This window comes from Nocardia sp. bgisy118 (genome assembly GCF_057708605.1).
Map to the genome: position 1 here is coordinate 1 of NZ_JBYISM010000047.1, position 13,195 is coordinate 13,195.

Genomic DNA, 13,195 nt, shown 5'->3' on the forward strand with positions numbered 1-13,195 from the left:
TTTGGTTTTTTTGGGGGTGGGGACCCCCCCCACGCCCCGCCCGGCGGGGCTTCGCCCCCCGGACCCCCCTTGCAGTGGTTGCGTTTCGTGGGGATGTTGCGGTTGGGGATTTGGTCTTGTTTTGAGGTCTGTTCGATCTGGAGGGACGTATCTCTTCAGGGTTGGTCGGTGGGGCGGCGCGGGTCGATGACTTGGATCGCCAGCCTCCAGCCTTCGGGTGCCGGTGCGCTCGCGTCGTGGTGACCGACAATTGCGCTGTCTGATCTGGCCTATGCCCGGGGGTGATCCAGGTGGAGATCGGTCGAGGTGTCGGCTCTCGGATGGTCGGGCCCTGTGGTTCGGGTGTGATCTTCGATGCTTTTCGAATCTGTGCCGTGCTTCTGGCGGTCGTGGGGGCTTGACTGGCAACCGGCTCGAAGGCAGGTACGTGGAGCCGTGCGTTGCGGATTTCAGCGGAGGCGCTGATCGCTGGTCGTCGGCGGGAAGGTGCTGGCGCGGGCTCGGGACGACTGGGGGGCGAGTCGGCTTTTGCTCGATGTTGGCCTCCTGCGTGAGGCGTGGTCGCGGAGCGTGTTTTCCGCGCTGTTGTGCGCGCCGAAAAAAACGCTCTGACCTCACGGTTTGGAACTGTGAGCGTTGGGTGTGTAATCTCGTTCAAGACTTCGCCGCTCCGGGGTCGAGAAGCTGGACCACGGTGCGAAAGTAGTCATGCCCCCTTAGCTCAGTCGGCAGAGCGTTTCCATGGTAAGGAAAAGGTCAACGGTTCGATTCCGTTAGGGGGCTCGCCGGATTGCCGGTGGTGACCGACTCGGCATTGCACCCACGGTTGTGGGGCTGGGCGCGCACACCACTGCAATGCGACGCCGTGGCGGTGTAGCTCAGTCGGTAGAGCAAACGACTCATAATCGTTGTGTCGCCGGTTCAAGTCCGGCCATCGCTACCAAAACCGATTACGCCCATCAGGTACCGGAAAGAAGGAAAGTCGTGGCCGCGAAGTCCACCGATGTCCGGCCAAAGATCACCTTGGCCTGCGAGCAGTGCAAGCACCGCAACTACATCACCAAGAAGAACCGGCGCAACGACCCGGACCGGCTGGAGCTGAAGAAGTTCTGCCCGAACTGCGGCACGCACCGGGCGCACAAAGAATCCCGCTGATCTCACCCACGCGTGAAACTGCCGCGTGAAGGGCAACCGGGACATTGATCCCGGGATCTCGGAACCGTGAAGCTGTGCAGGGCCGGACTCATGTCCGGCCCTGAGCGCTTTCTACGGGTCGGTTGCGGTGGTGAACGCTCCGCCGACCCCTGCGGGGTCAGATAGGTACAGTCCTCCCGTGACAATCAACACCGGTACAGAAGAAGCGGTCCAGGCGAGCGAGGCGGATCTCGATCCCGCCGCCCATGCCGCGGCCATGGTCGGTCACCACTACCGCGTCGACGACTACTACGAAGTCGGCCGCGAGAAGGTCCGCGAATATGCCCGCGCCGTGCAGGACTACCACCCGGTGCACTGGGACGAGGACGTCGCCGCCGAATACGGCTACGACGGGCTGCTCGCGCCCCTCACTTTCATCTCCCTGGTCGGTATTCTCGCCCAGCGCAAGCTCTTCGAGCAGATCGTCACCGGCTACGACCTCAGCCAGATCATGCAGACCGATCAGATCCTGGAATTCCACCGGCCCATCCGGGTCGGCGACCAGCTGACCTGCGACGTCTACCTGCACTCCTTCCGGCAGGCCTTCGGCGGCGACATCATCGTCACCAAGAACATCGTCACCGCGCAGGACGACGAGCTGGTGCTCACCACCTACACCACGCTCGTCGGCCGCAGCGGCGCCGACATCGATCCCAACCTCACCGACGCCGTCCGCAACGTGCTCATGCACGGCATCGGCGAGGAGGTGCCGGACCACCACCCGCGCACCGCGGCGCAGACCGAGCCGCCTGCCCCGATCACCGTCATCCCGGAGATCGCGCCGAGCAAGCACGCGGTCGATTTCGAAGACGTCGCCGTCGGCGACGAACTGCCCACGCGCATCGTCCGCCTCACCCGCGGCGACCTGGTCAACTACGCGGGCGTCTCGGGCGACGCCAACCCCATCCACTGGAGCGACGACGTCGTCAAGCTCGTCGGCCTGGACAACGTGGTCGCGCACGGCATGCTCACGATGGGCCTCGGCGGCGGTTTCGTCACCTCGTGGCTGGGCGATCCCGGCGCGGTCAAGGAGTACAACGTCCGCTTCACCAGCCCGGTCTACGTCGGTTCCGACGAGGCGGCCGAAATCGAGTACACGGGTAAGGTGAAGTCCATGGATCCGGAGACTCGGACCGCGGTCGTCGCCATCGTGGCGAAGTCGGCGGGCAAGAAGATCTTCGGCCGCGCGACGGCCACCGTGCAGCTGGCCTGACCTGGTCGATCGACCCTGATTGGCTATTGGCCTAGGCGGTAACGTACACTCAGGTCTCTGGGGTTCACCAGCCGCTGCGCGCTGCTCTGTGGGGCTGGTTCCAGGTGGTCCGGAGGATGATCTCCGAAGGACTGCCCAGGGAGCCGGCAACCGCCGAAGCAGCGCGCGTGTTGTGTGAAACCAGCGCGACAACTGAATAAAGCACAGTGGTTGGACAACGAGTTCCACCGTCCAACCGAAGGGGCGTAGCTCAATTGGCAGAGCAGCGGTCTCCAAAACCGCAGGTTGCAGGTTCAAGTCCTGTCGCCCCTGCCCTTGAAGCCAGCGACGAGAGAGGATCGACGTGAGCGAGCGTAGCGAGCGAGTTATTTGCACAGCGCGCATCGTGCACGCCGGATCCGAGCGAAGCGAGGAGATGGCGTGAGCGACGAGCGGGATACTCGCCACGGCGGCGCGCATGCGGCCGACGACGGCGACGACACCGCCGCGGTGAGCAGGCCGAGCGGTAAGCGGTCCGCGCGGCGTACCCGCTCGGGCTCGTCGTCGGCCGACACCGGCTCGATCGCCACGATCGACCGGACGTCGCCGAAGAAGGACAAGACTGCCGGAAAGGCCAAGCGCGAAGGAGCGGGCAATCCGCTCAAGCGTTTGATCAAGTTCCTGCGAGAGGTCATCGCGGAACTGCGCAAGGTGATCTGGCCCAACCGGAAGCAGATGGTCACCTATACGAGCGTTGTTCTGGTGTTCGTGGTCTTCATGGTCGCGTTCATCAGCGGGATGGATCTGGCGTTCGTCAAGGGTGTCGACTGGCTGTTCGGCTAGTTATTACGACGCCGACGCCGGTTGCCGATCCCGGGGGCGGACCGGCGGGAGTATTCCGCCGCGCCCGGCCCGGCACGCAGAGGATGTACGTGACGACACAGGAAGCGAGTGCCCCAGTGAGCACCCCGGAGAACGACATTAACGACGAGTTCCCGGTCGACGACGCGGTGGTGGAGCCCGCCGAGAACGAGGCGGAAGACGCCGCGGCCGTCGAAGAGTCTGTGGTCGAGGAATCCGCACCCGCTACCCCGATCGATGCCGAACCGGCCGATCCGGTCGCCGAGATGAAGGCCGCGCTGCGGCGTGCCCCCGGTGACTGGTACGTCATCCACTCCTACGCCGGTTACGAGAACAAGGTGAAGGCCAACCTCGAGACCCGCGTTCAGAACCTGGACCTCGAGGAGTACATCTTCCAGGTCGAGGTGCCGACCGAAGAGGTCACCGAGATCAAGAACGGCCAGCGCAAGCACGTCAACCGCAAGGTGCTGCCCGGCTACATCCTGGTCCGCATGGAGCTGAACGACGAGTCGTGGGGTGCGGTGCGCAACACCCCCGGTGTCACCGGGTTCGTCGGTGCCACCTCGCGGCCGTCGCCGCTGTCCATCGACGACGTGGTGAAGTTCCTGGTCCCGGCGTCTCAGCAGAAGAAGGCTCCGGCCGCCGCTGCCGCCGCGACCGCCGAGAGCGCCGCCGAGGTGGCTCCGAAGCCGGTCATCGAGGTCGACTTCGAGGTCGGCGAGTCGGTCACCGTCATGGACGGCCCGTTCGCGACGCTGCCCGCCAGCATCTCCGAGGTCAACGCCGAGCAGCAGAAGCTCAAGGTGCTCGTCTCGATCTTCGGTCGCGAGACGCCGGTCGAGCTGGCGTTCACCCAGGTCGCCAAGATTTAGTTCCATCTCCGCCCTCGCCCCGGCCTCCGGGGACCGAGGGCGGAGCGCGTCCGACCGGTTCGGCGCGGGCAACCGGCCCCACTCGAAGGACGAGGGCACGCCCCCCGGTAAGGTGTATGGGTTCGTGTGCGGATCCGAACAGCGTCAGCCGGATTCGTTCGCGAGCGCCGGGCCGCGTGCCCGGCTGCGGGCCAAGCCCGCGACAGGCTTACGGCAACCGTAAGGACCCGAAACCAAGGAAGAAAGATGCCCCCCAAGAAGAAGAAGCTCGCCGGGATCATCAAGCTGCAGATCCAGGCCGGCGCGGCGAACCCGGCTCCGCCCGTTGGTCCCGCCCTCGGTCAGCACGGCGTCAACATCATGGAGTTCTGCAAGGCGTACAACGCGGCGACCGAGTCGCAGCGTGGCAACGTCATCCCGGTCGAGATCTCCGTATACGAAGACCGGACCTTCGACTTCAAGCTGAAGACCCCGCCCGCCGCCAGGCTGCTGCTCAAGGCCGCCGGTGTGCAGAAGGGCTCGGCCGAGCCGCACCGCACCAAGGTCGCCAAGGTGACCATGGACCAGGTTCGCGAGATCGCCAAGACCAAGATGGAAGATCTCAACGCCAACGACCTGGACGCGGCGGCGAAGATCATCGCGGGCACCGCGCGCTCGATGGGTATCACCGTCGAGGCCTGAGCGAAGCGAACCTCAGTCGGACGCAGGGCCGCTGAACTCGGTGGGAGGGTCGGCCAGACCCGGAAACCACTTCTGAACCAAGAAACTTTAAGGACAGAGAAACATGGCAAAGCGAAGCAAGGCGTATCTCGCCGCGGCCGAGAAGGTCGATCGCACCAAGCTGTACTCGCCGCTGGCCGCCGCGCGCCTGGCGAAGGAGACCGCCACCACCAAGACCGACGCGACCGTCGAGGTCGCCGTTCGTCTCGGTGTGGACCCCCGCAAGGCCGACCAGATGGTCCGTGGCACCGTCAACCTGCCGCACGGCACCGGTAAGACCGCCCGCGTCATCGTGTTCGCGGTGGGCGACAAGGCCGCCGAGGCCGAGGCCGCCGGTGCGGACGCCGTCGGCGCCGAGGACCTGATCGAGCGGATCCAGGGCGGCTGGCTGGACTTCGACGCCGCGATCGCCACCCCGGACCAGATGGCCAAGGTCGGCCGCATCGCGCGTGTCCTCGGCCCGCGCGGTCTGATGCCGAACCCGAAGACGGGCACGGTCACCCCCGATGTGACCAAGGCCGTCAACGACATCAAGGGCGGCAAGATCAACTTCCGCGTCGACAAGCAGGCCAACCTGCACTTCGTGATCGGCAAGGCCTCCTTCGAAGAGGCCAAGCTGGTGGAGAACTACGGCGCCGCGCTGGACGAGATCCTGCGTGCCAAGCCGTCGACCGCCAAGGGCCGCTACGTCAAGAAGGTGACGGTCTCGACGAACACCGGACCGGGCATCCCGGTGGACCCGAACCGCACCCGCAACCTCCTCGAAGAGGACGCGTAAGCAGCACCGAGGTCTCACGCCTCGTCACCGCCGAGGGCGGGAACGCATCCGCGTTCCCGCCCTCGGCGCATTTCCGGCCTGTTCGCGAGTAGCGGCGGAACCCGTCGCGGTGAGCAAGTCGAGCGAACCCGCGCGGAGTAAGCCACCGGCTTTGCTGGTTGCATCCGACGTGAACAGGATTCTGTTGATCTCCGGAAGCACCCGCGACGGCTCCACCAACACCGCGGCGCTGCGTACCGTCCACGCCCTTGCACCGGACAGCGTCGAAACTCGCTGCTACACAGGCTTACTGGAACTGCCAGCCTTCGTGCCAGGCGCGGACCCGGCAGCTTATCCACAGGTCGTCGACCTGCGAAACGACCTGGCCTGGGCCGACGCGGTCTTGATCTCGACCCCCGAATACGCGGGCACCCTCCCCGGCAGCCTGAAGAACCTGCTCGACTGGACCGTCGGCACCGCCGACCTCCACGAAAAGCCCACCGCCTGGCTCACCGTCGCGGCACCGGGCCGCGGCGACGGCGCCACCGCAACGTTGTCGAGCGTCCTCGGCTACGTCGGCGCCGACGTAGTCACCGCTGCCTGCGTCCGGCACCCGGTCTTGTCGGCGGACATCGACTCCGACGGCCTCGTCACCGGCCAAGCCTTTCGAGACGGCGCCCTAACGGCCCTCGATGCGCTCGCCCGCCATACCCACGTTGCCCGCTGACACCCTGGCTACTCGCGATACCGATAGCGTCGCGCGGACATCTTCCTGGTCATCGGATGGATATCGAGCTACCCTTGTATCAGATATAAGGAGGGTCAGCCGTGGCGAAGACCAGCGTAGACGTAGATATGGCGAAGTTGGATCGTGCGAAGGAGATCCTCGGTACCGAGACGCTCCGCGACACCATTGATGCCGCATTTCGTGAGGTAATTCGGATCGACTCGGTCCGCAAGTTGGTGAGTCTCGCCGAGGATGGTGCTTTCGCGGCGCTGCTGGAGCCAGACGTCGAGGATCGCCTGTGGGGGTGACGCGGTACCTTGCAGACAAGAGCGCGCTGGCGCGATTGCACCTGGCCCCAGTCCGAGATGTGTTGGTTCCGTTGATGGATCGCGCCCTGGTTCATATCTGCGGCGTCACCGAGTTGGAGATGCTGTACTCGGCGCGCAATGCCGATGACCGAGCCCGCATCCGAGGCGTCCTGCACGAATCACTCGAATGGGTGGACACCCCCGAGGATCTCTGGATGCAGGCGTCGGAGTTGCAGTCCCTGCTGACGGACAAAGCTCAGCATCGGTCCGCCTCGATCGCCGGCCTCGTCGTGGCGGTGACCGCGGAGACGCATCGGCTGACGGTGCTGCACTACGACAACGATTTCGACACCATCGCCTCTCATACGGGTCAGCCGACATCCTGGGTTGTTCCTGCTGGATCGGTGTAACGGCCGGCTGCAGTGTCGGCTGCAACCGGCCGTCGTTCTGGACCGGTGAGCGCGCTTATTCCGGCTGGTCGTCGGTTGCTTCGGCGGATTTGCGCCAGCCAAGGAGGATCGACTCGCCGCTCTGGGCGCCCCAGGGGAGGACGAGGGCGACGATGAGTGCGCAGACCACGACCGCGCCCGCGGCGACGAGGGATGCGGCGTGGGAGCCTTGGAGGGCGGCGGATTTCATTGCGGTGATGAGGTTTTCGCGCTGGGATTCGAGGAACGCGGGGAGTTCGCGTTTGCGGATTTCCAGCACGCTGAGCGGGCTGGCCTTGACCAGGCTCTTCTGGTCCTCGTTCATCAGGGCGCTCGGTACGCGATCGAGTAGCGGCTCGACGCGAGTCGTGTAGTAGGAGGCCACGATCGAACCGAGGACGGCGACGCCGAGGGTGCCGCCGATCTCGCGGGTGGTGTCGTTGACCGCGGAACCCGCGCCCGCCTCGTTCAAAGGCAGGGAGGACATGATGGATTCGGTGGCGGGTCCCTGCACGATGGCAAGGCCGAGCGCCATCGACACCATCGAGGGCAGCACGTCGGTGACGTAACCGCTGTCCACCGTCACCTGCCCGCCCAGGTAGAGCCCGAGCCCGGTGAGCAGCAGGCCGAACACGATCACCGGCGTGGTACCCCACCGTTGCGCGAGCAATGTCGCGACGGGCGCGCCGATCGCCACCGAGAACGCGAACGGCAATGAGGCGATACCGAATTCGAGCGGCGTGTACTCGCGCACGCCCTGGAAATACTGGGTGATCAGGAACAGGAAGCCGAACATCGAGAAATATCCGATCGCTATCGACAGCGCGGGCATCGAAAATCGCCGATTACGGAACAATCGCATATCCAGAATCGGTGCGACGGTGCGCAATTCCCAGGCGATGAATCCGGCGAGCAGCGCGACGCCGAGCGCGCCGACGGTCAGGGTGGTGACCGAGAGCCAGCCGTAGCGCGGCGCCTCGATGATCGACCAGACCAGCAGCGTGATGCCCGCGATGGACAACGCGATACCGGGCAGATCCAGCCTGCCGACCTCGGCGGATCGCGATTCCGGTACCCACAGCATGGTGGCGATCAGCGCGGCCAGCGCCACGGGCACGTTGATCCAGAACACCGAATGCCAGCTGAAGTGTTCGAGCAGCCAGCCGCCGGAGATCGGGCCGATGGCGATCGCGAAGCCCGCCATGGCCGTCCACGCGGCGATGGCCAGCGCCCGCTCCCTTCGGTCGGTGAAGATGTTGATGATCAGGGCGAGGGTGGCGGGGAAGACGGCCGCGGCGAACACACCCATGGCTGCGCGGGCGGTGATGACGGCGCCCATCGAATCCGACAGTGCGCCACCGACGGACATGACTGCGACGCCGATCAGGCCGATGGCCATCACTTTTCGTCGGCCGTAGCGGTCGCCGAGATTGCCGAAGGCCAGCAACAGACCGGCGAAGGTCAGGGTGTACGCGTCGACGACCCATTGCAGGCCGCTGACACCGGTGGCCAGCTCGACACCGATCGAGGGGAGGGCCACGTTGACGATGGTGTTGTCGAGGACGACCAGCAGTTCGGCCAGGCATATCACGGCCAAGGCGAGGAAGCGCTGGTTACGTCGTTCCAGCAACACCGGTGGATCGACTATGGAAGTTGCCATAGTTCAGCAGCCAAGCAGATATCTGTCACTCTTGGTAACACTTGTTGGCCGCGACATCCGCCACATCCGAGGGTGAAAAGTGACGTGCGACACAACAATTCGATTGCCGAAGGGTTCCGATCCGCCACGGAGTGTGGGTCGTTTTGGCAGATGAGGGGCGCGTCGGTTACTGTGGACGTCAGTTATCGACGAGTTCGATCGCTACCCAATCCGTTCTACCGAAGACCGTTGGTCGCCGATCCCGCATGGGTTCGGTCGAAGGTCCGGCGACATTGCCGGCGGCCCACGCAGGGAAGAACCGAGGCTGGGAGTCGATTCGAGCCACGCGGCTCGTGTTGATCTTTCCTATTGCGCCCCGGAACGCCTTGCGTCCGGGGCGTTCGTTTTGTCGCCGGGCCCTCGGATCGGTAGTTCGCGTACACGAACCGACCATCCAGAGAGGAGGCGAAGTATGGCAAAGGCTGAGAAGGTCACCGCGGTCGAGGAGATCGCGGAGCAGTTCAGGAACTCGACCGCCACCGTCGTCACGGAATACCGTGGCCTGTCGGTCGGCAAGCTCACCGAACTGCGGCGCGCGCTCGGCGCCGAGGCCACGTACTCCGTCGCCAAGAACACCCTGGTCAAGCGCGCCGCCGCCGAGGCGGGCGTGGAGGGCCTTGACGACCTGTTCGTCGGACCGACCGCCATCACCTTCATCCAGGGTGAGCCGGTCAACGCGGCCAAGGCGCTCAAGACCTTCGCCAAGGACAACAAGGCGCTGATCATCAAGGGCGGCTACATGGACGGCGCTGCGCTGTCCGTCGCCGAGGTCGAGCAGATCGCCGACCTGGAGACCCGCGAGGTCCTGCTGGCCAAGCTGGCCGGCGCCCTCAAGGGCAACCTGGCCAAGGCTGCCGGCCTCTTCAACGCTCCCGCTTCGCAGGTGGCCCGCCTGGCCGCCGCGCTGGAGGAGAAGAAGCGCGCCGAAGGCGGAGCCGCCGAGTAACACCCCGTGCGCGGCGTGAGTCACGCCCCCATGGACACCATCTACCGAAAGGAAACAACAATGGCCAACGTTGACGAACTGCTCGAGACCTTCGGCAACATGACCCTGCTCGAGCTGTCGGACTTCGTCAAGAAGTTCGAGGAGAAGTTCGAGGTCACCGCCGCTGCTCCGGTCGCCGTCGCCGCCGTCGGCGCTGCCGCTCCGGCCGAGGCCGCCGAGGAGCAGGACGAGTTCGACGTCATCCTCGAGGGTGCGGGCGACAAGAAGATCCAGGTCATCAAGGTGGTCCGCGAGATCGTCTCCGGCCTGGGCCTGAAGGAAGCCAAGGACCTGGTCGAGGGTGCCCCGAAGCCGATCCTGGAGAAGGTCGCCAAGGACGCCGCCGAGGCCGCCAAGGCGAAGCTGGAAGAGGCCGGCGCCAAGGTTTCGGTCAAGTAATTCCACGAATTACTCGAACGGGCGGCCCCCAAATTCGGGGGGCCGCCCGTTTTCGCATTTTCGGGGACATGCGAGCGGATTTGTGGAAAAGTGCGAGCGCATTCGGCTTACTCTGGAGTCAGGTTGGGGTGTGCCCCGTCTCCCTCATGGGTTACAGTGACCGAACCCACTGTGACGTGACGCACCGCGATGACCGAGCGCGGTCGCCGGTGGGCTGCTCGCTGAGAAATTGTGGAGGTTGGCGTGGGCGTCGAGGTCAGGACCGAGGGTGTAACCAAATCCTTCGGTTCGCAGCGAATTTGGCAGGATGTCAGTCTGACCTTGCCGTCCGGCGAGGTGAGCGCGCTACTCGGTCCGTCGGGTACCGGTAAGTCGGTGTTCCTGAAGTCGCTGATCGGCCTGCTGCGTCCGGAGCGCGGTTCGATCTACATCGACGGCACCGATATCACCACCTGCTCCAACAAGGAGCTCTACGAGATCCGCAAGCTGTTCGGTGTGTTGTTCCAGGACGGCGCGTTGTTCGGGTCGATGAACCTGTTCGACAACGTCGCGTTCCCGCTTCGTGAGCACACGAAGAAGAGCGAGTCCGAGATCCGCAAGATCGTGATGGAGAAGCTCGAGCTGACCGGTCTGCTCGGTGCGGAGGGCAAGCTGCCCGGCGAGATCTCCGGCGGTATGCGCAAGCGCGCCGGTCTGGCTCGCGCCCTGGTGCTGGATCCGCAGATCATCCTGGTCGACGAGCCCGACTCGGGTCTGGACCCGGTGCGTACGTCCTACCTGTCGCAGTTGCTGATCGATATCAACGCCCAGATCGATGCGACGATCCTGATCGTCACGCACAACATCAACCTGGCGCGCACCGTGCCCGACAACATCGGCATGCTGTTCCGCCGCCAGTTGGTGATGTTCGGTCCGCGTGAGGTGCTGCTGACCTCCGAGGAGCCGGTGGTCAAGCAGTTCCTCAACGGTCGCATGATCGGTCCGATCGGCATGTCCGAGGAGAAGGACGAGGCGCAGATGGCGCGCGAGCAGGCGATGGTCGACGCGGGTCATCACCACGGCGGCGCCGAAGAGGTCGAGGGCATCATCCCGCAGATGAAGGCGCAGCCGGGCATGCCGGTGCGTCAGGCGGTCGCGCGTCGCAGGGCGCGGGTGCGCGAGATCATGCACACCCTGCCGCACGCGGCCCAGGTCGCGATCCGTGAATCCATGGCCGAGAACGACGACACACAAGTGATGTCGTACAACGCTCAAAACGTCGGCACCTACGAGGGCGGCGCTTTCGACACAACCGTGCGCCACAACACAACTAACGGGTAACATACGCCCCGTGAACTCGACCATGGCGCGTGTGCGTACCCCAGTCGAGTCGGCGTTTGCCCAGGCGGGCAACGTCTTTGCGTTGTTCGTCGATGTGATGCGCAAGATGTTTCGCCGACCCTTCCAGTGGCGCGAGTTCATCGAGCAATCGTGGTTCATCGCCAGCGTTTCGATCTTGCCGAGCGCGCTGGTGGCCATCCCGTTCGGCGCGGTCGTCGCGCTGCAGACCGGTTCGCTGATCAAACAGCTCGGCGCCGAGTCGTTCACGGGCGCCACCAGCGTGCTCGCCACCGTGCAGCAGGCGGCACCGGTGGTGACCGCGTTGATCATCGCGGGCGCGGCCGGGTCCGCGGTGGCCGCCGACCTCGGCGCCCGCACCATTCGCGAGGAGATCGACGCGATGGAGGTGCTCGGCGTCGACCCGGTGGCGCGGCTGGTGGTGCCGAGGGTGCTCGGCATGACGCTGGTCGCCGTGCTGCTCAACGGGTTGGTGTCGGTCGTCGGCATCGCGGGCGGCTATTTCTTCAACGTGCTGCTGCAGGGTGGAACGCCCGGCGCGTACCTCTCGTCGTTCTCGGCGCTGGCGCAGCTGCCCGACCTGTGGATCGGCGAGATCAAGGCGGCGATCTTCGGGCTGCTCGCCGGCGTGATCGCCGCGTACAAGGGGCTGCATCCCAAAGGGGGGCCGAAAGGAGTCGGTGACGCGGTGAACCAGTCCGTGGTGATCACATTCCTGGTCCTCTTCTTCGTCAACCTCGTTCTGACACTGGTCTATCTGCAAGTCGTCCCGGCCAAGGGCGCCTGACCGATGGCCACCTCCTACCGCAACCCGGCCTTCGCCAAATCGGCCCGCCGGGCGAATCAGATCGTGCGCGGACCGCTGAACGTGATCGACCGCGCGGGCGAGCAGATGTCGTTCTACTCGCGCGCCATCGCGTGGATTCCGCGCACCGCAGTGCACTACCGCAAGGAGGTCATGCGGCTGCTCGCCGAGGTGACCTTCGGCTCCGGAGCGCTCGCGGTGATCGGCGGGACCATCGGCGTCATCGTCTTCATGTCCGGTTCGGTCGGCGTCGTCGTCGGCCTGCAGGGCTTCAAGGCGCTCGACGCGCTGGGCAGTTCCGTGCTCACCGGCTTCCTCACCGCCTATATCAACACTCGCGAAATCGCCCCGCTGGTGGCGGCATTGGCGCTCTCCGCGACGGTGGGCTGTGGCTTCACCGCGCAGCTCGGCGCCATGCGTATCTCCGAGGAGATCGACGCGCTCGAGGTGATGGCGGTGCCCGGCGTACCGTTCCTGGTGACCACCCGGGTGATCGCCGGATTCGTCGCGGTCATCCCGCTCTACATCGTCGGCCTGCTCGGCGCCTACTTCGCGTCGCGCTCGATCAGCATCTGGTTCAACGGCCAGTCGAGTGGTTCCTACGACCACTACTTCAGCCTGTTCCTGCCACCCGAGGACGTGCTCTATTCGTTCCTCAAGGTGCTGATATTCGCGTTCGTGATCATCCTGGTGCACTGCTACTACGGCTTCACCGCCACCGGCGGGCCCGCGGGCGTCGGCGTCGCGGTGGGTCGCGCGGTGCGCGCCGCGATCGTGCTGGTGAACGTGCTCGACTTCTTCCTCAGCCTCGCGATCTGGGGAACGACCACGACGGTGCGGGTCGCCGGATGAAGCGATCCGCACGGCGACACCTCGCCGGCGCTCGGCTTTCGCCGTGTGGATCAGGCGC

Annotated in this window: 15 protein-coding genes and 3 tRNA genes; 17 read left to right on the plus strand and 1 reads right to left on the minus strand. The window is 65.3% G+C overall.

Annotated features, from left to right (window positions below):
- Nucleotides 1-710 precede the first annotated feature (710 nt).
- The 12 genes from AC3EO7_RS36215 to AC3EO7_RS36270 all read left to right on the plus strand — a co-directional run bounded on the left by AC3EO7_RS36215 (nt 711) and on the right by AC3EO7_RS36270 (nt 7,041).
- Nucleotides 711-783, plus strand: a tRNA-Thr gene (locus AC3EO7_RS36215).
- An 84-nt stretch (nt 784-867) separates the two neighbouring features.
- Nucleotides 868-943, plus strand: a tRNA-Met gene (locus AC3EO7_RS36220).
- A 41-nt stretch (nt 944-984) separates the two neighbouring features.
- Entirely contained in the window at nt 985-1,155 is a 171-nt protein-coding gene (gene rpmG, locus AC3EO7_RS36225) for a 50S ribosomal protein L33 (RefSeq protein ID WP_378686333.1), read from the plus strand.
- 184 nt (nt 1,156-1,339) lie between these two features.
- On the plus strand, nt 1,340-2,407 hold the full coding sequence (locus AC3EO7_RS36230) for a fused (3R)-hydroxyacyl-ACP dehydratase subunits HadA/HadB (RefSeq protein WP_431965419.1): 1,068 nt from the start codon (nt 1,340-1,342) through the stop codon (nt 2,405-2,407).
- Nucleotides 2,408-2,646: 239 nt separating this feature from the next.
- Nucleotides 2,647-2,719: transfer RNA gene (locus tag AC3EO7_RS36235), tRNA-Trp, on the plus strand.
- 108 nt (nt 2,720-2,827) lie between these two features.
- Entirely contained in the window at nt 2,828-3,229 is a 402-nt protein-coding gene (secE, locus tag AC3EO7_RS36240; RefSeq protein ID WP_435593684.1) for a preprotein translocase subunit SecE, read from the plus strand.
- 116 nt (nt 3,230-3,345) lie between these two features.
- Entirely contained in the window at nt 3,346-4,119 is a 774-nt protein-coding gene (nusG, locus tag AC3EO7_RS36245) for a transcription termination/antitermination protein NusG (RefSeq protein WP_431965417.1), read from the plus strand.
- A gap of 246 nt (nt 4,120-4,365) precedes the next feature.
- Nucleotides 4,366-4,800, plus strand: coding sequence for a 50S ribosomal protein L11 (gene rplK / locus AC3EO7_RS36250; protein WP_431965351.1), 435 nt, complete (start codon nt 4,366-4,368; stop codon nt 4,798-4,800).
- A gap of 103 nt (nt 4,801-4,903) precedes the next feature.
- On the plus strand, nt 4,904-5,617 hold the full coding sequence (gene rplA / locus AC3EO7_RS36255; protein WP_354998921.1) for a 50S ribosomal protein L1: 714 nt from the start codon (nt 4,904-4,906) through the stop codon (nt 5,615-5,617).
- A 151-nt stretch (nt 5,618-5,768) separates the two neighbouring features.
- A complete protein-coding gene (locus tag AC3EO7_RS36260; protein ID WP_435593685.1) occupies nt 5,769-6,323 on the plus strand; it encodes an NADPH-dependent FMN reductase in 555 nt (184 codons plus the stop codon).
- 101 nt (nt 6,324-6,424) lie between these two features.
- The gene (locus tag AC3EO7_RS36265; protein ID WP_431965347.1) at nt 6,425-6,631 is read left to right on the plus strand and encodes a hypothetical protein; all 207 of its coding nucleotides are present in this window, start codon (nt 6,425-6,427) and stop codon (nt 6,629-6,631) included.
- The gene (locus AC3EO7_RS36270) at nt 6,628-7,041 is read left to right on the plus strand and encodes a PIN domain-containing protein (RefSeq protein ID WP_488186321.1); all 414 of its coding nucleotides are present in this window, start codon (nt 6,628-6,630) and stop codon (nt 7,039-7,041) included. Before AC3EO7_RS36265 ends, AC3EO7_RS36270 begins: the two co-directional genes overlap by 4 nt.
- Before the next feature lie 55 nt (nt 7,042-7,096).
- Here the strand turns inward: AC3EO7_RS36270 and AC3EO7_RS36275 are convergent, their stop codons facing one another.
- Complete coding sequence (locus AC3EO7_RS36275; protein WP_435593686.1) at nt 7,097-8,719, minus strand: MFS transporter; 1,623 nt, start codon at nt 8,717-8,719, stop codon at nt 7,097-7,099.
- Nucleotides 8,720-9,170: 451 nt separating this feature from the next.
- Here AC3EO7_RS36275 and rplJ point away from each other — a divergent pair, with 451 nt between their 5' ends.
- From rplJ to AC3EO7_RS36300, 5 genes are all read left to right on the plus strand, one after another.
- Nucleotides 9,171-9,704 (plus strand): 50S ribosomal protein L10, encoded by a 534-nt coding sequence (gene rplJ, locus AC3EO7_RS36280; RefSeq protein WP_357401080.1) that lies wholly within the window; start codon nt 9,171-9,173, stop codon nt 9,702-9,704.
- A gap of 60 nt (nt 9,705-9,764) precedes the next feature.
- Nucleotides 9,765-10,142 (plus strand): 50S ribosomal protein L7/L12, encoded by a 378-nt coding sequence (gene rplL / locus AC3EO7_RS36285; RefSeq protein ID WP_067838329.1) that lies wholly within the window; start codon nt 9,765-9,767, stop codon nt 10,140-10,142.
- A 243-nt stretch (nt 10,143-10,385) separates the two neighbouring features.
- Nucleotides 10,386-11,462, plus strand: coding sequence for an ABC transporter ATP-binding protein (locus tag AC3EO7_RS36290; RefSeq protein WP_431965340.1), 1,077 nt, complete (start codon nt 10,386-10,388; stop codon nt 11,460-11,462).
- Nucleotides 11,463-11,484: 22 nt separating this feature from the next.
- Nucleotides 11,485-12,267, plus strand: coding sequence for an MlaE family ABC transporter permease (locus tag AC3EO7_RS36295; RefSeq protein WP_431965415.1), 783 nt, complete (start codon nt 11,485-11,487; stop codon nt 12,265-12,267).
- A gap of 105 nt (nt 12,268-12,372) precedes the next feature.
- Entirely contained in the window at nt 12,373-13,137 is a 765-nt protein-coding gene (locus AC3EO7_RS36300) for an MlaE family ABC transporter permease (RefSeq protein ID WP_431965413.1), read from the plus strand.
- Nucleotides 13,138-13,195 lie beyond the last annotated feature (58 nt).

Excerpts from the sequence above, each read along its gene's own strand:
- rplK (WP_431965351.1), top strand. The coding sequence starts at position 4,366 with ATGCCCCCCAAGAAGAAGAAGCTCGCCGGGATCATCAAGCTGCAGATC.
- rplL (WP_067838329.1), top strand. The coding sequence starts at position 9,765 with ATGGCCAACGTTGACGAACTGCTCGAGACCTTCGGCAACATGACCCTG.
- AC3EO7_RS36295 (WP_431965415.1), top strand. The coding sequence starts at position 11,485 with ATGGCGCGTGTGCGTACCCCAGTCGAGTCGGCGTTTGCCCAGGCGGGC.
- rplJ (WP_357401080.1), top strand. The coding sequence starts at position 9,171 with ATGGCAAAGGCTGAGAAGGTCACCGCGGTCGAGGAGATCGCGGAGCAG.
- AC3EO7_RS36300 (WP_431965413.1), top strand. The coding sequence starts at position 12,373 with ATGTCGTTCTACTCGCGCGCCATCGCGTGGATTCCGCGCACCGCAGTG.
- rplA (WP_354998921.1), top strand. The coding sequence starts at position 4,904 with ATGGCAAAGCGAAGCAAGGCGTATCTCGCCGCGGCCGAGAAGGTCGAT.
- AC3EO7_RS36275 (WP_435593686.1), bottom strand. The coding sequence starts at position 8,719 with ATGGCAACTTCCATAGTCGATCCACCGGTGTTGCTGGAACGACGTAAC.